Annotated in this window: 25 protein-coding genes; 7 read left to right on the top strand and 18 right to left on the bottom strand. The window is 51.8% G+C overall.

The genetic code is table 11. The annotated features are described in order from the left end of the window. Window positions 1-30: 30 nt before the first annotated feature. Window positions 31-588, bottom strand: coding sequence for a GbsR/MarR family transcriptional regulator (locus tag AC0YNW_RS21330; protein WP_475833670.1), 558 nt, complete (start codon window positions 586-588; stop codon window positions 31-33). 253 nt (window positions 589-841) lie between these two features. Here AC0YNW_RS21330 and AC0YNW_RS21325 point away from each other — a divergent pair, with 253 nt between their 5' ends. The 3 genes from AC0YNW_RS21325 to AC0YNW_RS21315 all read left to right on the top strand — a co-directional run bounded on the left by AC0YNW_RS21325 (window position 842) and on the right by AC0YNW_RS21315 (window position 3,854). Continuing rightward, window positions 842-2,056, top strand: a complete 1,215-nt coding sequence (locus AC0YNW_RS21325) for a quaternary amine ABC transporter ATP-binding protein (RefSeq protein ID WP_475833669.1) — start codon at window positions 842-844, stop codon at window positions 2,054-2,056. Continuing rightward, window positions 2,043-2,882, top strand: coding sequence for an ABC transporter permease (locus tag AC0YNW_RS21320; RefSeq protein ID WP_475833668.1), 840 nt, complete (start codon window positions 2,043-2,045; stop codon window positions 2,880-2,882). Before AC0YNW_RS21325 ends, AC0YNW_RS21320 begins: the two co-directional genes overlap by 14 nt. Window positions 2,883-2,960: 78 nt before the next feature. Continuing rightward, entirely contained in the window at window positions 2,961-3,854 is an 894-nt protein-coding gene (locus AC0YNW_RS21315; RefSeq protein WP_475833667.1) for a glycine betaine ABC transporter substrate-binding protein, read from the top strand. Window positions 3,855-3,935: 81 nt separating this feature from the next. On the opposite strand, the gene AC0YNW_RS21310 is transcribed toward AC0YNW_RS21315, so the two are convergent. The 5 genes from AC0YNW_RS21310 to AC0YNW_RS21290 all read right to left on the bottom strand — a co-directional run bounded on the left by AC0YNW_RS21310 (window position 3,936) and on the right by AC0YNW_RS21290 (window position 12,652). Continuing rightward, window positions 3,936-6,047, bottom strand: coding sequence for a serine hydrolase (locus AC0YNW_RS21310; RefSeq protein ID WP_475833666.1), 2,112 nt, complete (start codon window positions 6,045-6,047; stop codon window positions 3,936-3,938). 140 nt (window positions 6,048-6,187) lie between these two features. Beyond that, the gene (locus tag AC0YNW_RS21305; RefSeq protein WP_475833665.1) at window positions 6,188-8,092 is read right to left on the bottom strand and encodes an FAD-dependent oxidoreductase; all 1,905 of its coding nucleotides are present in this window, start codon (window positions 8,090-8,092) and stop codon (window positions 6,188-6,190) included. Window positions 8,093-8,278: 186 nt separating this feature from the next. Further along, window positions 8,279-9,865: a peptide chain release factor 3 gene (locus AC0YNW_RS21300; protein WP_387476741.1), complete on the bottom strand. Its 1,587-nt coding sequence runs from the start codon at window positions 9,863-9,865 to the stop codon at window positions 8,279-8,281. Window positions 9,866-9,918: 53 nt separating this feature from the next. Beyond that, on the bottom strand, window positions 9,919-11,475 hold the full coding sequence (gene zwf, locus AC0YNW_RS21295; RefSeq protein ID WP_387476743.1) for a glucose-6-phosphate dehydrogenase: 1,557 nt from the start codon (window positions 11,473-11,475) through the stop codon (window positions 9,919-9,921). A 289-nt stretch (window positions 11,476-11,764) separates the two neighbouring features. Continuing rightward, the gene (locus AC0YNW_RS21290; RefSeq protein ID WP_475833664.1) at window positions 11,765-12,652 is read right to left on the bottom strand and encodes a YwmB family TATA-box binding protein; all 888 of its coding nucleotides are present in this window, start codon (window positions 12,650-12,652) and stop codon (window positions 11,765-11,767) included. Window positions 12,653-12,729: 77 nt separating this feature from the next. On the opposite strand from AC0YNW_RS21290, the gene AC0YNW_RS21285 reads away from it, so the two are divergent. Then, the gene (locus AC0YNW_RS21285; RefSeq protein ID WP_475833663.1) at window positions 12,730-13,149 is read left to right on the top strand and encodes a hypothetical protein; all 420 of its coding nucleotides are present in this window, start codon (window positions 12,730-12,732) and stop codon (window positions 13,147-13,149) included. Between the two features lie 139 nt (window positions 13,150-13,288). After that, entirely contained in the window at window positions 13,289-14,032 is a 744-nt protein-coding gene (locus AC0YNW_RS21280; RefSeq protein ID WP_475833662.1) for a hypothetical protein, read from the top strand. Here AC0YNW_RS21280 and AC0YNW_RS21275 read toward each other — a convergent pair. Further along, on the bottom strand, window positions 14,026-15,330 hold the full coding sequence (locus tag AC0YNW_RS21275) for a molybdopterin molybdotransferase MoeA (protein WP_475833744.1): 1,305 nt from the start codon (window positions 15,328-15,330) through the stop codon (window positions 14,026-14,028). The two genes, AC0YNW_RS21280 and AC0YNW_RS21275, sit on opposite strands and share 7 nt — an antisense overlap. A 276-nt stretch (window positions 15,331-15,606) precedes the next feature. Here AC0YNW_RS21275 and mobB point away from each other — a divergent pair, with 276 nt between their 5' ends. Further along, window positions 15,607-16,152, top strand: coding sequence for a molybdopterin-guanine dinucleotide biosynthesis protein B (gene mobB, locus AC0YNW_RS21270; protein ID WP_475833661.1), 546 nt, complete (start codon window positions 15,607-15,609; stop codon window positions 16,150-16,152). Here the strand turns inward: mobB and AC0YNW_RS21265 are convergent. From AC0YNW_RS21265 to AC0YNW_RS21240, 6 genes are all read right to left on the bottom strand, one after another. After that, window positions 16,149-16,796 carry a response regulator gene (locus AC0YNW_RS21265; RefSeq protein ID WP_387476753.1) on the bottom strand — a complete coding sequence of 216 codons (648 nt, stop codon included), beginning with the start codon at window positions 16,794-16,796 and terminating at the stop codon, window positions 16,149-16,151. The two genes, mobB and AC0YNW_RS21265, sit on opposite strands and share 4 nt — an antisense overlap. A gap of 30 nt (window positions 16,797-16,826) precedes the next feature. Beyond that, on the bottom strand, window positions 16,827-17,825 hold the full coding sequence (locus tag AC0YNW_RS21260) for a sensor histidine kinase (RefSeq protein ID WP_387476755.1): 999 nt from the start codon (window positions 17,823-17,825) through the stop codon (window positions 16,827-16,829). Between the two features lie 132 nt (window positions 17,826-17,957). Then, a complete protein-coding gene (locus tag AC0YNW_RS21255) occupies window positions 17,958-18,671 on the bottom strand; it encodes a PspA/IM30 family protein (protein WP_387476757.1) in 714 nt (237 codons plus the stop codon). 4 nt (window positions 18,672-18,675) lie between these two features. Beyond that, window positions 18,676-19,167 (bottom strand): PspC domain-containing protein, encoded by a 492-nt coding sequence (locus AC0YNW_RS21250; protein ID WP_387476759.1) that lies wholly within the window; start codon window positions 19,165-19,167, stop codon window positions 18,676-18,678. After that, window positions 19,164-19,850 (bottom strand): PspA/IM30 family protein, encoded by a 687-nt coding sequence (locus tag AC0YNW_RS21245; protein WP_387476761.1) that lies wholly within the window; start codon window positions 19,848-19,850, stop codon window positions 19,164-19,166. The genes AC0YNW_RS21250 and AC0YNW_RS21245 overlap by 4 nt, the downstream gene beginning before the upstream one ends. A gap of 36 nt (window positions 19,851-19,886) precedes the next feature. Then, complete coding sequence (locus AC0YNW_RS21240; protein ID WP_387476763.1) at window positions 19,887-20,177, bottom strand: LiaF transmembrane domain-containing protein; 291 nt, start codon at window positions 20,175-20,177, stop codon at window positions 19,887-19,889. A gap of 260 nt (window positions 20,178-20,437) precedes the next feature. Here AC0YNW_RS21240 and AC0YNW_RS21235 point away from each other — a divergent pair, with 260 nt between their 5' ends. After that, a complete protein-coding gene (locus AC0YNW_RS21235; protein ID WP_387476765.1) occupies window positions 20,438-21,004 on the top strand; it encodes a C40 family peptidase in 567 nt (188 codons plus the stop codon). 99 nt (window positions 21,005-21,103) lie between these two features. Here the strand turns inward: AC0YNW_RS21235 and AC0YNW_RS21230 are convergent, their stop codons facing one another. From AC0YNW_RS21230 to AC0YNW_RS21210, 5 genes are all read right to left on the bottom strand, one after another. Further along, a complete protein-coding gene (locus AC0YNW_RS21230) occupies window positions 21,104-21,262 on the bottom strand; it encodes a hypothetical protein (protein WP_475833660.1) in 159 nt (52 codons plus the stop codon). Between the two features lie 102 nt (window positions 21,263-21,364). Beyond that, window positions 21,365-21,565, bottom strand: coding sequence for a hypothetical protein (locus AC0YNW_RS21225; protein WP_475833659.1), 201 nt, complete (start codon window positions 21,563-21,565; stop codon window positions 21,365-21,367). Window positions 21,566-21,827: 262 nt separating this feature from the next. Beyond that, on the bottom strand, window positions 21,828-22,745 hold the full coding sequence (gene murQ, locus AC0YNW_RS21220) for an N-acetylmuramic acid 6-phosphate etherase (RefSeq protein ID WP_475833658.1): 918 nt from the start codon (window positions 22,743-22,745) through the stop codon (window positions 21,828-21,830). A gap of 12 nt (window positions 22,746-22,757) precedes the next feature. Then, window positions 22,758-23,783 carry an N-acetylglucosamine kinase gene (locus tag AC0YNW_RS21215; RefSeq protein WP_475833657.1) on the bottom strand — a complete coding sequence of 342 codons (1,026 nt, stop codon included), beginning with the start codon at window positions 23,781-23,783 and terminating at the stop codon, window positions 22,758-22,760. Next, window positions 23,770-24,594 carry a carbohydrate ABC transporter permease gene (locus AC0YNW_RS21210; protein ID WP_475833656.1) on the bottom strand — a complete coding sequence of 275 codons (825 nt, stop codon included), beginning with the start codon at window positions 24,592-24,594 and terminating at the stop codon, window positions 23,770-23,772. Before AC0YNW_RS21210 ends, AC0YNW_RS21215 begins: the two co-directional genes overlap by 14 nt. Window positions 24,595-24,605: the final 11 nt, after the last annotated feature.

Here is a 24,605-nt window from a genome sequence, read left to right as displayed (position 1 = left end):
CAAGCTGATTGGCAGCTGCGGTTATCGTCCCTATTCTTCTCTTGGAAAATATTGATAGATCTCTCCGGACTCGAAAGAATCGATCAGACGGTCCAGCCATTTATAATATTTTAACGCTTCGTCGATTTTCGATTTGTCACTTTCAAGCAGTGTTCTGAAGGCTTCATCCTCATCATGCTCTGCTATAAGCGCATCGATCTCTTTCATGCTGCGGCCAAGCGCGATCATGTTTTGTTCCAGGGCCTTCCTCCATTTAATAGAGAAGAAATCGGCAAAGTTCTGATGCCAATCCGGGACAACCTCATACAGATCCTTCCGCGAGCCTTTGCCCCACACTTTATTGATCATCTTCAAATCATGCAGCGTCCGCATCCCCGTGCTCATCGACGTCTTGCTCATGCCCATCGTCTGGCTCATCTCATCGAGCGTAACAGGAGTTTGATTGAAATACATATTCCCGTATAAATGGCCGATCGATAACGTGATACCGTATAAGTCCATGTTTTTGCCGATCGATTCAATGACGCGTCTTCTTGTATGCAGCAGTTTGGCCCGCTGCTCTTCCGTCAATCCCGCAAGCTCGTCCATATTGTCCCTCCAAAATCGTACGCCAAACCCCTTCAAACTTACTACAGCTATTGTAATCAATTGCCCTCAGAGATGTAAAGAAGGCAATCGGATCGAAAAACGGAGTTATACGGAGTATTCTGTACGTAAAGTTTGTAAAGTTATAACTGTACACTCCTCACGCTGGCTCACGCTCTTTGACCATAACAAAGTTATCCAACTACACTAGTAGAGTCGAATTTTTCCACGAGGGGGCACGAAAGGGGAACGTTAAATGGCGATTTTAGAAGCCAAACAGTTAACCAAGATTTTCGGAGATGATCCGAAAAAGGCCATACCGCTGCTGGAGAAAGGTTGGTCCAAAGAGAAAATATTAAAGGAATCGAAGCTGACCGTTGGCGTCAATCAAGCGGATTTCTCCATTGAATCCGGTCAGATCTTCGTCATCATGGGCTTGTCAGGCAGCGGCAAGTCAACGCTAGTCCGGCTGCTTAACCGCTTGATCGAGCCTACGACCGGACAACTGCTGTTCAACGGGAACGACGTCTTGAAGATGAACCCGGAGCAGCTGCGCCAATACCGCCGGAAGAATATCGGCATGGTATTCCAGAAGTTCGCGCTCTTCCCGCACCGGACCGTCATTCAGAACATCGAATACGGCCTGGAGATCCAGGGGATCGAGAAGAAGAAGCGGCGCGAGATGGCGATGGAGTCGCTGAAGCTCGTCGGGCTATCGGGCTACGAGAACAGCTACCCGCATCAGCTCAGCGGCGGCATGCAGCAGCGTGTCGGCTTGGCGCGGGGTCTCGCGAATGATCCGGAAGTTCTGCTGATGGATGAGGCGTTCAGCGCGCTTGATCCGCTGATCCGTAAGGATATGCAGGACGAACTGCTGGAGCTTCAGACCAAAATGAAAAAAACGATCGTGTTCATTACGCATGATTTGGATGAGGCGCTGAGGATCGGAGACCAAATCGCGTTAATGAAAGACGGCAGCATCGTTCAGATCGGGTCGCCGGAAGAAATATTGATGCAGCCGGCCAACAAATATGTGGAGCGGTTCGTTGAGGACGTCGACCTGTCGAAGGTGCTAACCGCATCCCACGCGATGGAGAAGGCGGAGACGATTACGATCGACAAAGGTCCGCGCGTCGCCCTCCAATTCATGCGTGATCGAGGCGTGTCCAGCCTGTATGTCGTTGACCGTTCGATGAAGCTGCTCGGACTCGTGTCAGCTGAAGATGCGGCAGCGGCTGTGAAGGAAATGAAGGGTCTTGAGGACATCATGCAGAAGGAAGTGCCTGTCACTTCTCCGGACTCGCTATTGAATGAATTGTTTGAATTGATGGGCAACGCGAAGCTGCCTGTCGCAGTTATCGATGACACAGGACGCCTCAAAGGCGTCGTCATCAAAGGCGCTGTGCTTGCCGCACTCGCTGGCAATGGCAACTCGCTGCTGGATGGAGGTGGCTCCCATGAATCTGCCTAAAATTCCGCTCGCAAATTGGATTGAGAGCATCGAGAAGTGGCTCGAAAATAATCTGGGGCCGCTGTTCGACTTCATCGGCATGATCATCGGCGGTACTGTCAACGGGCTTGACGACGTGCTTAGAGGACTTCCGGCGCTCGTCATCATCGCTCTGTTCGTCGTGCTGGCCTGGTTCCTCGGCAAGTGGAAGATGGCTCTCTTTACCGCTGTCGGTCTGCTTATTATCGAGAATCTGGGCTTATGGGGCCCGACGATGCAGACCCTTGCGCTTGTCCTGACAGCCGCAATCATATCCGTCGTGATCGGCGTACCGATCGGAATCTTATGCGCCAGAAACAATGCGATGCAGAGAATCTTTACCCCCTTGTTAGACTTCATGCAAACGATGCCTGCATTCGTATATCTGCTTCCGGCCGTAACCTTCTTCCGACTCGGCGTCGTACCCGGCGTTATCTCATCCATTATATTCGCCATCCCGCCTACGATCCGCTTAACCAATCTGGGGATCAGGCAAGTACCGGGCGAGCTGGTGGAAGCGGCGGACGCTTTCGGCTCCACCCCGCTTCAGAAGCTGTTCAAGCTGCAGCTGCCTATCGCTGTGCCGACCATTATGGCAGGCATTAACCAGACGATTATGCTGTCCCTGTCCATGGTCGTTATCGCATCGATGATCGGCGCCCAAGGCGTCGGGGAATATGTCTACCGTGCGGTTACGCAAGGCCGGACAGGTGTGGGCTTCGAGGCAGGTCTTGCCATCGTCATCCTGGCCATTATATTGGACCGGCTTACGCAAAAGGTCGTTCAACGCACCGAAAAGCAATCCTGATGAAATGATGCTTACCAAGCCATCTTTTTATACCTTCGAAGCAGTATTGCTTCACAAAACTTTTTTAGGAGTGATTTGATGAAGTTGAAAAAATGGAGTTTAATCGTAGCGGTAGTAACAGCTCTAGCTTTGCTGGCAGCGTGCGGAAACAGCGGATCTAACGGAAACGGTAACGGCACCGCAAAAGATCCGAAGAAGGAAATCAAGCTCGCTTACGTGGCTTGGGATTCCGAGATCGCCAGCACGAATGTCGTTAGGGAAGTATTAGAGCAGAAGCTCGGCTATAAGGTCGACATGCTGCAGGTTGACGCAGGCCCGATGTGGTCAGGCATTGCGAACGGCAGCGCTGATGCAATGGTAGCCGCATGGCTGCCAACGACTCATGAAACTTATGTGAAGGACAATGAAGGTAAATTCGAGGATCTTGGCCCGAATCTGAACGGTACGAAGCTTGGTCTTGTCGTTCCTTCCTATATGGACATTACAAGCATCGAAGACTTGAATGACGCTGTCGGCGATTCCGTTAAACACACCATCGTGGGAATTGAGCCGGGTGCTGGTTTGATGATGGCTACAGAGAAAGTTCTAGAAGAATACGGCTTGGCTGGTAACTGGAAGCTGCTCTCCAGCTCATCTGCAGCTATGACGCAAGAACTGGAGAAAGCCTATTCCAACGAAGAACCGATTATCGTAACGGGCTGGACGCCTCACTGGAAATTCGCCAAGATGGATCTGAAGTATCTGGAAGATCCTAAGGGCGTATATGGACAAGATGAGCAAATCCACACCATCGTTCGTAACGGTTTGAAAGATGATCAACCGGAAGCCTATGCATTCCTGGACGCGTTCGAATGGTCCCCTGATGATATGGCTGAAGTTATGATTCAAATCGTTGAAGGCGCATCTCCGGAAGATGCAGCCAAAGCATGGGTTGAAGCCAACTCGGACAAAGTTGACGCTTGGTTGAAATAATTCTATAACGCGTCATCCTAGATTCAAACAAGAGAGGACACCGCAATCGCGGTGTCCTCTTTTTTGCTCTATAAGTGCCTGTTAAGCAGCTTCTTGCGCTTCAGCCGCAGGAGCCTCGGAAGGAGCAGCCTGTGCTTGCTGCAGCAGCGCAGCATAGATTTGATCTGCCGGAGAGAAGTTCAGCGAGAACAAGAATGCCGCTTCTTCCGCACGGTTCAAGATTTTACCAGACAGGAAGTCGATTGTTCCGTCTTCTCTCTGTTGTACCTCAGGTCCGTGAACTTGGAATGCAATCAATGCGCGTACAGCGTCGATAGCCCACTCATCTGTACCTTCAGCCAGCTTAATGCTTGCGAATACCTCCGGCGAGTATTGTCCGACAAGCATTCTCCACAGGATAGCTGCCGCTTCCTGACGGGTAATCGCTTGATCCGGCTTGTAGCTGCCTTTGCCATTGCCTTGAACGAGTCCGATCTCGAATGCTGCCTGCACGTAGCCAGCATTCGGATGGCCAGCCAAGTCCGTGAAAGCAGTCGGCTCCGTTTTGCTTGCCGGAACCGTGAACATCGAAAGCGCATTTTTCACAAATTCACTTCTTGTTACAGCCTGTTCTGGATAGAAGTTTTGGTTGCCTTTATTTTCGTAATAACCTAACGATTGAAGTCCATGGATGACTCGTGCGTACGGATGGTCGGCCGAGATGTCCGCATAGCCCGCCGCAGCGTCGCCTTTCTTCGCGTAGCCGAATGGATTCAGATACGGCTCTTTCATATAGAGCGCATTACCGCTCGCGTCCAGCTTGAACGCTGTGAACTGACCGGTTAGCTGATCAACAAACAGATTATCGTCCACTTGCTTCAACTCTCTCGTCCCTAGAAAAGCATCATGAATCGCGAGCTTTTCTTCGCCTTGAACGGCTGTCTTCAACACATTAAGGCGCAAGTCGGAGTAGAAGCCTGCGAACTTGGCCAGTTCACCAGGTTTCGCCTCGTACGCATCCAGCTTAGCCGGAGCCGCATATTGCGGGAAAAAGGTCGAAATGAACTGCGGGTAGAGCAGGTTGCGCAGTGCGCCATTTTGGTTGTAAGTCAGAAACACGCCTGTGTTTTGCTCAGGAATAAAGAAAAGATAAGAGCTGTAACCGCCCAAATCGCCTGCTTTGGTAATCACTTTCGAGCTGCTGCCCGCGCCGGGAATCTGGAACGGAGCTTCAAAGCCGTATGTCGTGTTCGGGATGAGTTCATGAATATAGGAGCGGTAAACTCCCATCTGCTTCACGGAATCCTCAGACAGAATACGGTTCGTGCCGCCGCTTAGGAATGCCAGCATGAACTTGCTCATGTCCTCAGCCGTGGACAACATGCCGCCTTGCGGCATCACGGTTGGCGTCAAGGCATAAGGTTCGATTGGCGTATTCGCTGGTCCATAGCCGACAGCCAGGTTGTCCTTCAGCTTGCCTTCAAGCAGGAACCCGCTGCTCTCCATGCCAAGCGGCTTGAAGATATGCTTCTCTATGTAGTCGGCATACGGCTCTCCGCTTACCTTCTCTACGATCAAGCCCAATACCATGGAAGCATAATTGTCATACATGTAGGAGCTGCCCGGCTCTCTGACAACCGGAGGCACATTCGCACGGACGTAATCCTCGATTTCAACAACTTTCTCAAAATCTTGATGGATATCCTCTGGCTTCGGATCACGGATCTCAAATCCGGTTGTATGCGTCAGCAGATTCTCAATCGTAACCGGTTTGTTGACTGGATTTTGCAATGTAAAGTCGTTGATATGCTTCGTGAAATCATCCTGCAGACCAAGCTTGCCCTGCTCGGCCAGTTGCATGATCGCTGCCGCCGTAATGCTCTTGGACACAGAAGCGATACGGAAGACCGAGGTTGCGGGATCTACAGCTTTCTTGCCTTCCAGGTCAGCATAGCCGTAGCCCTTCTGCGCAAGTACTTGACCATCCTTCACAATTACGACAGAAGCTCCAACATAATGAGGCTTGGTCGTCTCAGCCGCAAAGAGATCATCCAGGAACGCTGTTGCACTCGTGGCATCCAGCGTCTTGCCCGCCGCAGGCGTATCCGCTTCGGCAGCCGATGCCTGGAAGGCCGGTGTCAGAAGCGTAAGCGACAACGTTGCTGCTATGACAGATTTGAACCAGAAAGAGGATCGTACCGATAAAGTTTTCAATCTCTCACTCCATTCCTTTATTTGCTAGACTCTATCCTATCTACGAGATTGGAGCTGGAATCGTTTCATCATTTTGGCAGTAAAAAACCGCCGACGCTATGATTAGCGCCGACGGCTGAATTCCCGAGTTACTTTATTTTTTAATAAACAACACCTGCTGCGAAGGAAATCGCATCCTTAATCAGCATGTACACATCGCCATTCGTCAGGTTGTTCGGGTCCTTGATCGTGGCTAGCGTAGCGTCAAGCAGCGTTCCGTTCGTCTTCAGACGCTCCAGAGCGCCTTCCTTCTGCGCGCCCTCTTCGAGCGACAGAGCGAGCGTGTACGCCGCCTGTTCCAGCGTTAGCGGCTGTTTGGCCGGTTCGTCTATGCCCCCTACAGAGGCATCCGCCGAATATGGGAAGGCTTCGGCATAAGTTTTCGCCACGCCCTTCATATTCATCAGCATGCGCTGCGGATTGGATGCAGCGTCCAATTGGAAGTCATTCGCGTAAGCGCCTTGCGCGATGCCGATGCTTGCAGCCACTTTAAGCCCCTCATAAGCCGGATGGCTGATAAACTTGTACGGCTCCGTCTTTGGTGCTTTCAGATCCACGCCCTGCTCTGTGAGCAGCGTCCGCAGCGACTGCACCATAGCATCATCCGCAGCCAGCTGGCGAAGCGTCACCTTCTCATCCATTGCAATCTTCACAGCCGCACCGGCTGCTTGTCCCGTCGCCATGCCTAGCGGAACCACGCGCGCGCTGCCATGCGGAAGCGTATCGAAGCTCGCGGAACGGCCTACGACAAGCAGACCGTCAACCTCTTGCGGAACCAATGCTCCGAATGGAACGCCATACAGCTTCGGCGCCATCAGCACCGTGCCGCGATCCGTCTTCGCCGACGATGTGCTCTGAATATCTACCGGATAAGAACCGAATGCAATATCATCCGCATGCGTCCGCTGCTCCAGCAGATCAATCATATTCAGGCGATACATGCCCACCAAGTGGCGCGTCTCGCGAATGTACAACTCCGGAGCCAATTCGCCAAGCTCGATCGTCTCAAATTCAGGATACAGCTTCTTCGCATGCTCCAGCATAAGCGGGATTTCTTTGCGGGCAATTTCGTAAGCTTCTTCCTTCGATGCCGGGTCAAACGGGTCAACCCCAAATATTTGGACGGAGTTAACCAGCATTGTCTCATTATTTTGACGGCCGAGGTTGAAGCCGCGCGAACGGATACGCTCAGGGTTCGTAGACGGGTAATCCCACATCTCAATGTAGCCCCATGCGCTCTGATCATTGGCGCCAGTACCCGGATATTCGTCGTTGTTTAAGCGATGCTTGATCTTGCCCCATACTTCAGGTGTTACATTCTTCAGTGTAAATACCGGCGTTACTGCCATCAGCAGTTTATTATCGCCGATATCTTCACGGCCGAATGTAAACTCCGCACCTGCGGCTGCAGCAATGTCAGCGTCCTGCGTGGCATCGATAACCGCGCTTGCGCTCACATTCTGCTCCTTGCCGTCTTCCAGCGTCAGCTTGACGCCTTTCACGGCCTGTGTGCCGTCAGCTGCCTTCTCTACAATCGGCTCGATGGACTTAGCGCCCATGCGCACTTCAATCAGCTTCTCTGCTTCCACCAGCTTGTGGAATGCGTTAGCAGCTGTCGTAATATCGAAGGAATCGCCTTCGATCAGATCGAACCATTCCTTGAACAATCCTTTATTGTAATAGTCCTTGCCGTCCGGCATGCGGTTCATGTCCAGGCTGTTCAGCCATCCGAGCGTGAATAATCCGCCCAATATCTCCCGATCCTTGCCGTCAACAAGCAGCGTCTTCAGGCCATTGCGCGCAGCGGATACCGCTGCCGTTACGCCCTCCGGGTCTGTACCGACAACAATGACGTCATATTGCTCTTGAGGTGTCTCCACTTGCGGAATTTCCGTAACACTCGTCGGCTCCGGTGTTGGTCCGGCTTTATCAGACCTTGTTGCGTACCACACAACCAAAATACATGCGGCAATGACCAAAATTCCTGCGGGTAATAACCATTTCATTTTTTGATTCTTCATAACGTTCCGTGGATGCACTCCTTTGTACTGCTCTATTTTCTGTACCTCTATCAGTCTACCAAAACATAGAGTGCCTGTGGTTAATATTTTCTTAAGAGATTTGAAGAAAACCTAAAAAAATCCTCCTACGGGGCATTTTGCTCCCGTTGGAGGATTGTTATCCTAAGCAAATTATGGAGCCGTCTCCAAGAATTTGGAGTTCGGGTTTTTGTCCATTGCTGTCCGCATCGCATATTCATTCTCGAACAAAGCGACATAGTTGCCCTTCTTATCCTTAACCAGCGTAGAGTTGATCCGGAACTTGGAGGGGTCAATCTGTTCATCCACAATCCATCTTGCGAATTGGAACGTCATCCGGTGCAGCTGGATATCGACGCCGTATTCGGCCTTCATCCGATGCTCGAACACCTCGAATTGCAGATGGCCGACAACGCCCAGAATCGTCTCATCGAAGTTGCCCGTTGAGTAGAACACCTGAATGGTGCCTTCCTCCGTCAACTGGTCGAGACCCTTCTGGTATTGCTTATGCTTCAGCGCATTCTTCACCGTCACTTTGGAGAATATCTCCGGCGAGAAGGTCGGCAGCTCGTCGAATTCTACTTCCGAGCCTTGAGAGAGCGAATCTCCAATGCGGAAGATGCCGGGATCGAACAAGCCGATAATATCGCCCGGATATGCCGTCTCGACAATATCACGGTCTTGAGCCAAAAATTGCTGCGGCTGCGACAGCTTGATTTCTTTCTTGTTGCGGATATGCTTGACGGCCATGCCCCGCTCGAATCGTCCTGAGCAGATGCGCAGGAACGCAATCCGGTCACGGTGAGCCGGATTCATGTTCGCCTGAATCTTGAATACAAAACCGCTGAACTTCTCGTTCGACGGCTCTACAGGACCTGCAGTACTGTTCCGTGATGTCGGCTTTGGCGCAAGCTGGAGGAAGTTCTCCAGGAACGTCTGCACACCAAAGTTGTTCACGGCGCTGCCGAAGAAGATCGGCGTCAGCTCGCCCGCCTGTACCTTCTCATAATCGAACGGATCGCCCGCGACATCAAGCAGCTCCAGCTCCGAGATCAGCTGATCAGTCAAATAATCGCCCGCCATCTCGCGGATAATGGAATCGTTATAATCGCTGACCTTCCGCACCTCGATCGTAGAATGATCGTTGCCCTGGAACAGCTCAACCTGTGACTTCATGCGGTCGTATACGCCGCATAGCTCGCGTCCCGTTCCGATCGGCCAGTTCATCGGCACCGAACGAATGCCCAGTACCTGCTCCAGCTCTTCCATCAGATCAAACGGGCTTTTCCCTTCACGGTCCAACTTATTAATGAACGTGAAGATCGGAATGCCGCGCTTGCGGCAAACCTGGAACAGCTTGATCGTCTGCGCCTCGACACCCTTGGCGACGTCGATCAGCATAACCGCGCTGTCCGCTGCTGTCAACGTACGGTACGTATCCTCGGAGAAGTCTTGGTGACCGGGGGTATCCAGAATGTTGACCCGGTGGTCCAAATAATCAAATTGCATAACGGAAGACGTAACGGAGATCCCCCGCTGCTTCTCAATCTCCATCCAGTCCGATGTTGCATGGCGGCTGGCCTTGCGAGCTTTGACGGACCCTGCAAGCCGAATGGCTCCTCCGAATAGGAGGAGCTTCTCAGTCAGGGTGGTTTTCCCTGCGTCAGGGTGGGATATGATGGCGAACGTACGCCTTCTGTCCACTTCCTGTTTAATTTCATCACTTAATGATTGACTCATGCTTGCCTTCCCTTCACTTTATGCAAGGTTTACGACAACGCATAGCTGGAATGCTATTTGCCGCTGTTCGTGATCCAAATGACATTGTCTTCTTCCTGGCCATTCACCGGCCACCAGTGGAAGCCCTCTTCATCCAGCAGCTTTCCTGCCTCTTCCGGGCCCCACGATCCTGCCGGATAGAAGGCGAGATCGCTCTTGTCTTCGCGCCATGCTTGCGCAATGCGGTCGACGAATTCCCAGGCATGGGACACTTCATCCCAGCGGGTGAAATACGTAGAATCGCCGCGTGCGGCGTCATGAATGAGACGCTCGTACGCTTCAGGCGTATTGATGCCGATCTGACAGCTTTGGCAGAACTCCATCGATACAGGCTGTACCGCATTGTCCGAGCCCGGCTTCTTGGCATTGATCTTGATATAGATGCCTTCCATCGGATTAACACGGATTACGAGCAGGTTCGGCGCCAGATCATGGCGCTGCGCGAACAGCACGTTATTAGGCATAGACTTGAATTCCACGACGACTTCCGTCGTCTTCACTGGCATCCGCTTGCCCGTACGAATGTAGAACGGAACGCCGGCCCAGCGGAAGTTGTCGACGAATACTTTCGCCGCAAAATACGTCTCGGTCGCTGATTCTGCATCTACGGAATCCTCTTGGCGGTAACCAAGCAATTCCTTGTTCCCTACTTTGCCTTCCGCATATTGTCCGCGAACGACATTCTTGCGCACGTCATCGCCGGAAGTGTAGCCTCTCAGCGAACGAAGCACTTTCACCTTCTCGTCGCGAATATCTTCGCCATGCAGGCGGCTTGGCGGCTCCATCGCAATCATCGTCAGCATCTGCAGCATATGGTTTTGTCCCATATCTCTCAGCGCGCCAGACTTGTCGTAGTAGCCACCGCGTTCTTCGACGCCTACCGTCTCCGACAGCGTGATCTGAACATTGGCAATATAGTTATTGTTCCACAATGGTTCGAAAAATGCATTCGCAAAGCGCATAACTTGAATATTCTGAACCATTTCCTTGCCAAGATAATGGTCGATGCGGAAGATTTCTTCCTCTTTGAACACCTGGTTCAACTGCTCGTTCAGCTTCTGCGCGGACGGCAGGTCGTAGCCGAACGGCTTCTCGATAACAAGGCGATGCCAGCCCTTGGACTCCAGCAGGCCGCCGTCACGAAGGTTGAAGGATACAGGTCCGAACAGGGAAGGTGCAAGCGCCAAATAGAACAAGCGATTGCCCGGAATGTCGAACTTCTGGTCCAGTTCCGTGGACAACGCGTCCAGCTCACGGAAGCCATCGACATTATTAATGTCGAGCGACATATAGACGAAGTGCTCTGTGAACCGATTCCATAGCTCGGCATCATCCGCTTTGTAGCGGCAAAATTCGTTAATGGAATCATACAGATCAGAGCGGAATTGCTCATTCGTGCGGGGACGGCGCGCAAGGCCAACAACCGCGAAGTTTTCCGACAGCTTGCCTTCTTTATATAAACTGAAAAGCGCCGGGAATAGCTTGCGCCGGGCCAAGTCGCCGGTCGCACCGAATAGATAATAGACGGCGCCATCTGGTGAGATCGAATCTACAGTCGTATTGTAAGTCATATGCCTCATTCTTTCTATGGAATTTTTATACGAATTACATGTTATGTAGTGTAGCATATTCACCCTTTTTTCGCCATTGAACGGCTCATAAAAAATAATGATAAGTTGCACAAGTTCTTCTGATTGCAGAATAATCAGATGTTTGTATCATTGCCCTCATCTCTATCTGCAGCAAAAAAGGCGTCAGTGGCGTCAAACAGGGATATTCCCGCAGCAGCACAGCGATTTTTCGTTGTCGTCGAGGACATGCCGTTTTAGCAGTAAGGGTTGCGCCCGGAAAGCTCCCGTCCTAGTAGGCAGCGGGCAGCTCGTCGGCAGTCTTCTCAGCTTCTTCGACCGATTCAACAGCGCCGAATTCCCCCGTAATCAGCGGCACACCGAGCGTCAACTCTGTCATCCGCTTCTCCGTATGCTCATGAACCGCGATCTGAAGATTCGCCGTTCTCCCTTTGCCAATCGGCTGTGATGTCTGCAAGAGCGCTGAACTGTATGTCGTGCTTTGCGTTCCGCGGTCCCGGTATTCCTCCAGCGCTTTGCCTTGCGACAGACGCTCAAGCCGCGAAGCCATCTCGGGGCTAGACACGAACCCATGCGACTTCACACTGGCGGTTGCTGCTAGCGATACTTGTCCGATTCTTCCGGCTATTCCCTTTGCGTCGGCGAGCAGCGCATTCAACCGCACATCGCTGTCTGCATCTCGATCCAGCATCACGAGCAGGCGCGCGCCGGACTCCGTCTCCTCCACCTTATGCAGCGATAGCATGCCCCCTTGACCCGACCATTGTCCTTGCATCGTCTTCCCTTCATTCAACACGTTCCTGTCACTCGGCTTTCCATCTGAATCGGCAAATAATAAATCGGCCAAGCACTCATAATCTCCCTCTCCGGCCACCTCTACCTGCCAGCGCAAATGCCAGTCTGCAGCTGAGGAACCACCTTGCATCGTTTCGTCGGCCCAACCCCATAGCTTGGTTAAATCATGCGAAAGCTGGTTTATAGCGGACTCGTTTTGGGTATCGGATTTAGAGAGAAGGAGCGCCAGGAGAATAAGCACCGTCAATAGAACGAGGGCGCCCGCCATGCCAAAGAAACGATTTTTACGGGCGGGCCTTCGCTTGGCGGCTTGCGCCGATGAACCAGCGCCAAGATGAAGCGCGGATTTTTCCGGAATATACATACCGTTGCCTCCTTATACACGTTCGCCCTGCGGGTGAATACACTGGTTGCAATAATACTGGCGAGGTGACTGGTGATATGGAACAGATTTATCCATTGAGAGAAGAAGTGCTCTCGACGTATGGCGGGATGCCGGTGGTGGTGATCTTCAAATCAGGCTACAGGCAAATTGGAATTATTCGCTCTTGCCAAAGCGGCAAGCTGGTTCTGGGCAATCCTTACGACGAGCCCGCTCATTACGGAAGAGGAACGTACAATGGCGGCTTTACTCCGACAGAGACGGACGAATCTCCAAGCAAGACCGCGGAAGAACAACCGATGTCAGCAGGCAAGAAGAACGGGAAAAAGAAAAAGGCAAAGGCGGCGGGACTGACCCATTCCACTACTAAATACGCTTCCGAGGACCATAATCCTTCCTTGTCCGCTCGCCATGAAAGCCCCAGCGACACGCTTAAGCTTGACTTGGACGACATCGCTTTTGTGTTCCTGGTCGTGTAATCGACAGAAGCCGCGCGCAAGGGGAGAACTTTCTTCCGCTTTCGCTTGCAAACGCCAAGCTTCGCCTCCGCCATTCGCCAGCCTTCTCGTCTTGTTTAAGCTATGATGAGCCTAAAATATTTTTTGGGGAGGACGGACCATGACCCTTTATACTCGGGCAATACGAGGCATTGAACGAACGATGCATTACACGAAGCTGCAGCCGGTGAACCGCTACGCGGCGTACCGGCTGACCAACTTCGAGCAAGCTTCTGTCGTGCAAAGAGAAGATTGGAATCGGATGTATAGCGATGCGGCGGATAGCGCGGCGGTATGGCTGAGGCATGCGCAAGAGGCGCAGAAGCGTCTCGACCGCATGCTTCAGGAGCTGGGCCGCGACAACGGCATACAAAACGCCTCATTCGTTCGTTCGCGGATCGATGAGCTGGTGGGAATGATGAATGAGTTGGAGAGTAGCTTCCGCTCGCATGAAGAACAGCTACAGCCGGAAGTGTGGGAAGCGATGGAGCTGGCGCTGCGCCATCCGGCCAAGGAAGAGCTTGGCATTCGCAGAGATTCGGACGGCAAGCTGCGCTGGGATGGCTCCAGCACCGTCTCGGCGGAACGCGAAGGAGTGCAGGACAATCCTTCTAGGCGCGGTACATCTGGCCAAGAGCTGCCGGACATTCTGGAAGACAGCGGCAAGCTGCGCAGGCTGCTGCTCGGTGCAGACGGCTTTATCCAGGACTTGAAGCATGCCCTCAGCTTTGCGGAGCAGCGCCAATCCATCGATTTGCTCCGGCTCCCGTTCACGGCTGCATATCCCTACACGATATATTATGGCGCTATGCAATCCTATTGGCCGCTTCCGATGCGGGGAGTCCTCCTGAACAAATATTATTGAGGCAGAAGCCATGCCTCTACAATGCGTCCCGCCTCGGCGCCGCTTGAGCCGGACGGAATGACGGCAAGCGCTTCCGCTTCCGCAATCGAAGCTGTCATGCTTGACTTGCCAAAGGCCAGCGGATCGGCGTAGACGCTGCCGTCTTCTCTGTACTGCAGCGATACGCGAAGGTAGCGGTCATGCGGACTGCCTTTCCCGATATCCCGGGCCAGCACTGCATGCAGCTTGCGGTGAAACGGAGAGGGGTCGCCCTGCATGGCGCGCAGAACAGGCACACCAAACAGCTCGAAGCCTACGAAGCAGGCTCCCGGATTGCCGGATAACGCCAGGACAAGCCTGCCGTCCATCCAGGCGGCCGATGTCGGGCTGCCCGGCCTCATGGATACACGATTAAACAAGAGCATATCCTGGGAAGCGTCGGACTCTTGCTGCTCCCCCCCATAGGGATGCAGAGACCGAAGCAGAATCGCCATCGCATCATAATCGCCGACGGATACGCCTCCCGTCGTCACGATCATATTCGCTTCCCCGACGATGCCGCGGAGCGCCTCGCGCACCGCCTCCGGCTCATCGGGAAGCGCTCCGCACAGCAGCGGCTCGCCCCCATGCTGGCGGATCATGGCAGCGACCATCGCGCTGTTGCTGTCGCGGATGAGGCCCGGCGCGAGCGGAGCCGCCACGGGGAGCAGCTCGCTCCCCGTGGCGAATACCGCGACGCGGGGGCGCCTGTATACGGGCACGTCGGCATAGCCGAACGTGCCCAGCAGCGCGATGTGGCCCGGCCGCAGCAGCTCGCCGGGCGCAGCGATAGGGCTCCCCAGGCGGAATTCCTCGCCCTGGGGAGCCACGTTCTGGCCGGGGCGGGCGGCGGCTTTCACCAGCGCCGTCCGCTCGCCCCCGGCCATGCCCTCCGCGGTCTGCTCCAGCATGACGACCGCGTCGGCCCCCCGGGGCACAGGCGCGCCGGTCATGATGCGCGCAGCTGTGCCCGGCTGTACGGCCGCCAGGGCGAGTCCGCCCGCCGCGACCGTGTCCACGACGCGCAGCGCCGCCGGGGCCTGCGGCGACGCCTGCGCCGTATCTGCCGCGCGCACGGCATAGCCGTCGAGCCCGGCGCGCGCGAAGGGCGGCCAGTCGCTCGTCGCGAGCAGCTGCTGCGCGAGCCGGCGGCCGCCTGCTTCCGCAAGCGGCACCTGCTCGCTTGCGGTTTGGCCTGCAGCGGCAAGTACACGCCGCTGCGCCTCTTCTACCCTGATCGCGCGCCGGTTGAACCGGCCGTCGCTTCCTCCGCTCCACATGCTGTCCAAGCTAATCTCCTCATCCACCCGGATTCCCCCACCCCTGCAATGTTCCCTTCCGTAATCCCTTCATGATTGCTCTTATTGTAGCATAGCGAGTGTACGATCTGGTCTGGATATCGTGTTCTTAAACAAAACATCCTTAGGCGGCCTCAACCTCGTATATGATACACTTGATCCACCGATACATATAAAGCTCTTTCGCTAACTGAACATTTAGACGATAGCCATGAGTAATACAGATATCCTTATTTAACCACGAGGAGGTCCCTGCCCTTGCCCCATCATAGACCTTTTATTGTTCAATTGGTCGGATACAAAAACACCGGCAAGACCACCTTGGTCTGCCGGTTAACGGAAAGATATAAAAGTAAAGGGCATCGCGTCGGCACGATCAAGCATGATGCACATGACTTCCAGATCGATACGCCGGGCACCGATACCTGGCAGCACCAGGCAGCGGGTGCGGACATAACCGCCATCACCTCTGCCAGCCGTACCGCGATTCTGAGGTCGTCCGGCACCGAACTGGCCGCATTAATCGCTGCAATGGCGCAAGACGTTGACATTATTCTGATCGAAGGCTTCAAGACAGCGCCTTATCCCAAGATCGTCTGTGCCCGTGAAGCCTCGCAGCTCAGCTTGCTGCAAGCGGTCAGTCAGCCCTTAGCGGTGGTATGCTGGCCGGAGGCTATCGCAGCAGCCTGCTCCCGTGCAGCAGGAAGCCAGGGCTCTGCCCCTCTTCTGCCCGTCATCCCGATTCATGATGATGAAGCTCTGTTCACCCTGCTTGAAGATCGCAGGCTCAGCTTAACGCCTTAGTCCGCAATCCCTTGCTTATGCGCGTAGATCGCAGCTTGCGTGCGGTCCTCCACATTCAGCTTGTTGAAGATATTCGTAACGTGGAATTTAACGGTCTTCACACCGATAAAGAGCTCGTCTGCGATCTCCTGATTGGATTTTCCCTGCGCAACCCGCTTCAGCACATCCATCTCACGTTCGGTCAGATCATCATGCAAGCGCGGCTGCTCCTGCTTTGGCGCGCGGAAACGGTTCATCATCTTGGCCGCTACCTGCGACTCCAGCACGGATTGCCCCCTCGCAGCAGCGCGGATCGCTTCCGCAATCTCACTCGCACGGGAAGTTTTCAGCAAATAGCTGAACGCTCCCGCTTCGATAACCGGGTATATTTTGCTGTCATCAATAAAGCTCGTAAGAACAATGACTTTGCAGTCCGGATGAGTCTCCAGCAGCTTGGCAGTCGTCTCCACGCCGTCCATGCCCTCCATGACCAGATCCATCAGGACAACATCCGGCCTGTAGGACTGCGCCAGTCGGATGCCGTCCACGCCATTACTGGCTTCACCTACAACCTCAATTCCATCCTCCGTATCGAGTACGGCCGCAAGTCCGATCCGAACCATCTCGTGATCGTCAACCAGCAACACCTTTATCGGTTCCTCCATATGTCCCGCTCCTTTCGCTATGCTTCTATCTTAACTCCCTGCCTTTTGTCCGTCCATCGGCACCCACAGATGAATCGTTGTGCCTTCTCCCGGCTGCGAGATCATCTGGAGTGAGCCGCCAAGCTCATTTACCCGTTCTTCCATCGTCAGCAAGCCATAAGACGTCTGCTTCTTCGCTTCCAGATCGAAGCCGACACCATTATCCTGCAAGGTCAAATGCACCTTATTGTCCAATCGAAGCAGCCGGATACGCATGCTGCCTGCCTTGGAGTGACGAAGCGTATTGGAGAGCGCCTCTTGGACAATCCGGAACAGATGATCCTCCGTCTGCGGCAGCAGTACAATCGATTCATCCACCTCTAATACAATTTCCATCGGCACTTTCTGCTTTAATTCTTCAACCAGCGTCGTCAAAGCCTGTCCCAGATTTTTGCCGTCCAGATGAACGGGACGAAGATGAAGCAGAAGCGCTCTCATCTCAGACTGTGCGACCGCGGCCATCTCCTCGATCAGTTGCACTTGGCGCTTCGCCCGCTCCCAGTCCCGCTCAATCGTACGGCTTACAGCTGTCGCCGTCATGGAGATCGCGAATAATTGTTGGCTGACTGCGTCATGCAGCTCGCGTGCAAGACGCTGGCGTTCCTCCAGCACCGCCGTGAATCTCACCTTCTCGGTCCACTGCGGATCACTCTCCCGCTCGTGATCGTCATCCCCTGCGTCAGACGGATGATCATTAAACGTTACGTTATAGCGTTTGCGCTGCTGCTCGGTAAGCCGCTTCAGCCTGGCTTTCAGCTTGGAGTTTTGCAGATAACCGTTAAGCGCCGCCACCGCAAGTCCCGCACCTACTAGACCAAGGCCTGTAATTGCCCATCTGCCCTGCAGGATGAACGGCTCGACGATATCAAGCCCCTGCAGCAAAATGATGACCAGACTCGCTATAATGAGCAGCCAAAGCAGCGTCTCCACCACGTTGCGTCTGCGTTCGGCCTTCCCTTGTTCTCCCGGTTTTTTTTCCTGATCCTGCATGCCTACAGCTCCTTATGTAGCCGGGTCATGATGCCAATAGCGCCCATGTCGGCTATGCTAGCGAGTCCCCTCATAAAAGCATGAAAGAGCAGACCGGTAGCCGGTCCGCTGCTTCCATCCTTAGTATGGTCCTTATTCCGTTTCCGCTTTGCTAGGAGCCGCTCCGTTCAACTTGCTCTTGAGCGCTTCCAGTTGCTCATCCACCTTCATGCGTTTCTCAAGATCAGCCGCATTTACTGGGGAAGATGTGCTGCCGCCGCTGTAAGACGAGGAGTAAGGTGTGCGAAGCACATCCGCTTCCGCTTCCAACTGCATGATTTTCTCTTCCATCCGGTAGAAACCGCGCGATGCTGTGCCGCTGTCGATGGTATGGTTCGAGCTCAGCTGAGCCATTTGCTTCTGAGCCTTCGCCACTTGAGCGCGGGACGCCAGCTCATTGCGCTTGTTGCGAAGCTGGTAGAACTCTTCTTTCATTCCGTGCAGCTGCCCAAGCAGCTCTTCCGCTTGACCTTTCGCCTGAGCATGAAGATCTGTGTATTCCACAACCTTCTGATCGAAGTACAGCTTCTCTTCCAGCAGCTTGCGAGTCAGTTCCTCCTGGCCTGCGCGAAGCGCTGCTTCCGCTTTGGACTCACGCTCTGCCGCATTGCGTACGGAGTCGTCCAGGCGCTGCTTCATGCGGCGCTCATTCGCCATTTGCTTGGCTACTGTTACTTCTGCTTGATGAATCTCCGATTCCATATCACGCAAGTATTGATTCAACATGACGACCGGATCTTCCAGCTTGTCCAGTACCTCGTTCATCGACGCTTTTGTCATATCCTTCATTCTTTTAAAGATTCCCATTATGTTATTCTCCCTTCTCTTGTTTCGCTAATTTGGCTTTCAGTTCTTCGATCTCACGGCGCAATGCCTTTTTCTCCAGATCATCCATCATGCTATCGAATTGCGAGCCTGCAGCAGGCTCTTCCTTGGCGTATGAAGTGCCCCAATTGTTCGGAGGCGTATTGTTCTGATATTGGTTAAAGCCGCCGTTATAGCCTGTGTGTGGCCCATTCTGAGGTCCGTTTTGAGGACCGTAGCCGCCGCCAAAGCCGCCGCCGTAGCCATTATTGTGTCCGTTGCCGTAGCCCTGTGGACCGAACGCGCCATAGATGGGCGGTTCTTTCGGCACAACCATACCCGCGATAATGTAGATGAAGATGGCCATACCGCTCGATAGGACAGTGATGACAATGAGCAGTATCCGTATAAGTGTCGCATCCACATTCAGCATTTCACTTAGCCCGCCGCACAGGCCGAGCAATTTCTTATCCCGTCTGGAGCGATATAGCTTTTTCAAGACGACCAACCCTCCTTCTCAAGCTTGCGTTTCAACTCGGCAAGCTCGCGTTCGATCACGGACTTGACCGTATTGCCGACGCCGCCTTGGTCGAACTCTCTGCCCATTCTGCGCACATCCCGCAAGCTTCTGGCTTCCTGCTCCAGATCGCTGATACGGTCTTCCATTTGGCGGAACATCGTGCCTGGGTGAGCTCCGTCGGATACGCCTCCCTGTACTCTGCTGTTCATGCGCTGCTGCAATCTGACGGATTCCATACGTGCTGCATAATATTCGCGCTTATCGTACACCGTCTGGTATTCACTGCGCATCTCCCGCAATTGCTCTTCCAGATCCATCGTGTTTTGCCGGCTTTGCTCATATAACTCTCTGTACTGAGCGGAACGTTCCTCGCAGCTGGCCTTCTCATGAAGGGCAATCCGCGCCATGTTCTCTTCTCCAGCCTTGAGCGCAGTCATTGCTTGCTGCTCGCGGCGTTCCTTCTGAGCTTCAGCTTGCAGCCACTGCGACCGAAGATGGTTGCTGTGATTCGCATATTGCTGATGGAGCTTCTCCGCCTGGATGATATCCTCTCTCGTTGACCAGAGGAACTGATCAATCATCCGCACCGGATCTTCCGCTTTCTCCAATCTCTCGTTCAACGTTGCGACTGTAATGTCTCGGATTCGACGTGCAATGCTCATCTATATGTCCTCCTAACCCATTTATCTACCCTTATATTAATAGGATCTCTTGTTTTTGAACAGCGATACGCCGACTGCGATAAGCCCGATGGCCAGCAAGAGCATGAAGATTCCGCCGAGCTTGCCCAGCAGCATCACACCGCCAATCGCGATCAGGACGCCGCCGATTATTTTCTTATTGTTCATCCACCCTACTACGCCGAAGCCGATCAGGATGAATGGGAGCAAAAGTCCAAAAATCCAACCCAGATTAATATTGAATACGTTCAACACGGCCAAGCCGCCAATGACAATTAGCAGTACACCAAGTGCGCTTTTTCCATTCATGTCCAAATCTCTCTCCTTTCTTCTATTAGAATTCTTTCATTTTTGATGATTCAACCTTGTTCAGCAGCTCTTGCTTATGTACTTAGTATAGATCGTTCAAACCCTTTATAAAACGGACTTTCGGCGGTTTTTGAACTAGACTTAGGTCGAGTCGCCTCCCCGCCTTAAGAGGCGGAATTGGGCACAGGACCATATTTTGTGGGTTAAAACGGTTGCAAACCCTATGTTACGGTAGTTGTACCAACCAGGAGGTGCAAACAATGAAACAAAACATATTCGCGAAAACACTTATTGCAGGAGCCGTTACAACAGCATTGCTTGTAACAGGAATTACACCGCTTCAACATGGGGCAGATACGGCGTATGCCGCAACCGCTTCTAGCAAGTCAGCCAAGATTGAAGCAGCCATTAAGCTCGGCGGCAAGTATATGGGTACGCCTTACGAATTCGGATCGAACCGCAGCAATACGAGAACGTTCGATTGCTCCGATTTCGTCAAGCATATCTTTAAACAAGCGGCAGGCGTGACACTGCCCGGATCTTCCGCCACTCAAGCAAGCTACGTGAAGAAGCATTCCACTGTGAAGACAAGCTGGTCCAGCCTGAAGCGCGGCGATCTCGTATTCTTTATGTCCTACAAAGGCTCCGGCGCATCGAACTATTCCAAGCTCAACAAGTCGAAGCAAAAAGTAACGCATGTCGCTCTGTACTTGGGCAATGGCAAAGTATTGCACACGTATTCCAAGAAAAGCGGCGGCGTACGCGTCGACTCCATCAAAGGCACACAATGGGAACACCGCATGATCTTCGGCGGCAGCGTGCTGTAGTAGCCTAATCATATTGATTGTCCGTCATCGCATTTATGATAACCTAAATTCCAAAAGAGCCGAAGGAGAGCGACTAATGCCGCTCCTTCGGCCCTTTTCTTATTTAATCGTAACGTAGCTCATCTTATCACGAGCAAGCCGTTTGCCTTCTGTCATTTTATAAGCTCTCAGATCAAGGGCGAGATAACGCGAGCTGCTGTCATTATCTTGCTTGTTGAGGAAAGATGTCTTGTCTTCACCCTTGTTCCAGTCGTTCACTACCCATACAAGCTCTTCCGAATTGCTGCTGTCAATCCACGTTCCTTCAGGCGAAAGCCTGGCGATATAACCTAACGCCTTCCTTCCTCGAAGGGCTCCCAGTTATACGTATGAATGATTGCCATCTCCCGCTTCATTCATCCAGTTATTCGAGTAGCTTCCTAAACTTCCTAATTCCTTCATGTCATCGGCTATTGTTATTTTCTCTCCAGTTAGGATGTCCAGCTTTACAATCTGATAACGGTAAAGATTAAATTCTTCGCCGTTCTTCATCGTTATATATATGAAGTAACGTTCATCCATAAAGCCATATCCTTCTGCAAAGTCATGGTTCGGCTCTTCATCTGAATACGGTAAATGATAAAGCGGATAGATCTCGAACACTCCTGTTCTTGGATTACTCCAAATATTGTAATTCCCCTAACTTATTGCACGATAATATAGAACAGGCCGCTTACTCGTCTCTTCATTTATGTACTGAGACGCAAAAACGCTGACCTATGTTGGATATAGTCAGCGTTACATGTTCTATAAAGGAGTGCATCTGTTCATACTTACCAATGAATTATTCGGAGTGTTGCTGTAACAATTCATTCATCGCTTGCCCAAAATGGTTATTGTTCTTCTGTAGTATGGAAATGAGCTCTTCCTTAGGCAAGCCAAATTTAATCATCAAAATAGCTAGTCTTGCATCTCCTTGCGCTTGCTCGCTGTAATGCTTTGCGGTCTGTTCGTCAACATTTGCGGCCTTCATAACAATTCGAACGACTCTTTGACGAAGCTTGGCGTTCGTAGCTTGTACATTCACCATCAAGTTTCCGTATACCTTGCCGAGACGAATCATGACGGTAGTAGAAATCATATTAAGGATCATTTTCTGGCTAGTTCCTGCCTTTAGTCGTGTAGAGCCCATAATGACCTCCGGTCCTACAAATACTTCAATCGGACAGTCCGCCAGAGAACCAATAGCCGTATCCTTATTACAAGTTACCCCGACCGTTAAAGCACCCAGCCGCCTGGCTTCCTTTAGCGCTCCAATTACATAAGGCGTACGTCCGCTTGCTGCCAGTCCAACAACAACATCTATGGAGGTTATTCGGTGACGAATATCGCTGCTTCCCGCTTCCTCATCATCCTCTGCATTTTCAACCGCATGAAGTAAAGCGGCGTCTCCGCCTGCAATAATTGCATTTACCATATTCGAGCTGACTCCGAAAGTAGGCGGACATTCCGCAGAGTCCAGCACACCCATTCGGCCGCTTGATCCGGCGCCAATATAAAACAACCGTCCCCCTTTTTCCATTCGTTCAACAATTTGTTTAATCGCATATTCTATCGCAGGCAATTCCTTTCTAACTGCCACAGCCACCTTCTGATCCTCTTCGTTCATCGCCTGAATGATTTCGCCTATCGACATTTGGTCAAGCCCTTGGGTGTTCCCGTTGTTTTCTTCCGTAATCATCATACGATTTCCCTCATTCATCCTGTATTCCCCTTATCCATCAATCCAAGATTCTATTGCATTTTTTCTAATCTCATCATTAATCTCTATCCCGTGATCAAGCAGACCCATTATGCATGCGCCTAGTACAGGCGGAGTACGCAGTAAAATGGATTCCAAATTAACGTTATGAGCTGCCAAATGGCTATTGAATTTCGATATGAAATATTTATTTTTGAATAAACCGCCAACAAGCACAAGCCTCATAGGTGAAAGGAGCAGGCTCTGATCATGTTGCCAAACGTTTGCTTCATCCAGCTTCTTTTGAGCAGATATAATAAGTTTTCCAAGACTCGCAATTGCCTCATTAATAATGCTTATCGCTACGGAATCTCCCTGCTCTGCCTCTTGAAGTACGAGTGTAGCCAAATTCGCGATTACTTTACGCGCGTTGCTCTGCTCATAAATGAAATCAATTAACTGTATCGGCTCATGAATAGAAAAGAACTCTAATATGGCTGGCGTTAACGCCGTAGGCTCTCCAACTCCGTCCACGCTTCGCGTAACCGCTAGAAGCGCTTGTCTTCCGATGTCGAAGCCGCCTCCTTCATCACCGAGCAAATAGCCCCAGCCTCCCAAACGGATATTAAGCTTCCGCTCAGGAATCACTGCATGCACAATTGAACCGGTTCCTGCAATAAGCACCATGCCTGCTTTTCCCCATGTACCGGCCGAAAGCGCAGTCTCGGCGTCATTGTAAACGTTGACGCTTGTATGCTCAAAGAGATTGGGCTGAAGAAAATGAATCATTTTTTCTTTATCAGCAATACGATGCCCCCCTGCAAGCCCAAGCGTCACAGACACAATGTCCTTAAGTTCTGCGCCGCTCTGCCGAATCACAAGATAAATGAGCTCCAATAAGGTCTGTTCCACCTGAGCGCGGGGTCTTGATTTTACATTGCTGGATTCTCCAATTGCATAAGCTAAAATGTGACCTTGCTCGTTACACGCTGCACAGGCCGTCTTACTTCCTCCCCCATCCATGCCGATAAAAATACGCTTTTCCTTATTTAACTGCACCAGCGGTCAGCCCTTCCATAAATTGCCTTGAAGCAAAGATGAACAATATAATAATGGGCAGAGACGCAATCGTTAAACCTGCAAACAACACACTCCAATCTGTTGAGTATTCACCAAACAGAGAGGACATGCCAATCTGAATCGTTTTAACCTTTTCATTCTGTGTAAATAATAAGGGAAAGAAGAAGTCATTCCATACATTTATGAATTGAATAATCATAACCGTACTAAGTGCAGGCTTCATAAGCGGCACCATCACTCGGAATAAAATACCAAGTTCGGAAGCGCCGTCAATTCTTGCGGCTTCTTCAATTTCTTTTGGTAACGTATTAAAAAAATTAGTTAAGATAAGCAGCGCCAGGGGGATTCCTATTCCCGCGTAAATAAGAATCAAGGACCATATCGTATTAATTAAACTCAAATTTTTCATAAGCATAAATAATGGAACGACGCCAAGCTTGATTGGAATCATCATACCTAGCAGGAAATACATATATAGCGCCGAATTCCAGCGGAAGGAGTATCTCGACAAATAATAGGCGGCCAGCGAACCAAATACGAGAATCGCGAACACCGAAATACCTGTCACCAAAATACTATTCATAAAATAAGTGCCATACGGCAATTGATTCAACAGCTTGGAATAAGAAGCAAAATTCAAACCTGTTGGCATGGATAACGGATTTTTGATAATTTCAATATTTGTTTTGAAAGAAGAAAGAACCATTAAAAGGATTGGGGCAAGCCCGGTTATCGAAAAAAAGATGATCGTTATATATTGAAAGATTCGAGTTGATTTGTTGATTTTCAATAGATTCGCCT

This window comes from Paenibacillus sp. J31R120 (assembly GCF_056269225.1).
This window is presented reverse-complemented; position numbering and strand designations above follow the sequence as displayed.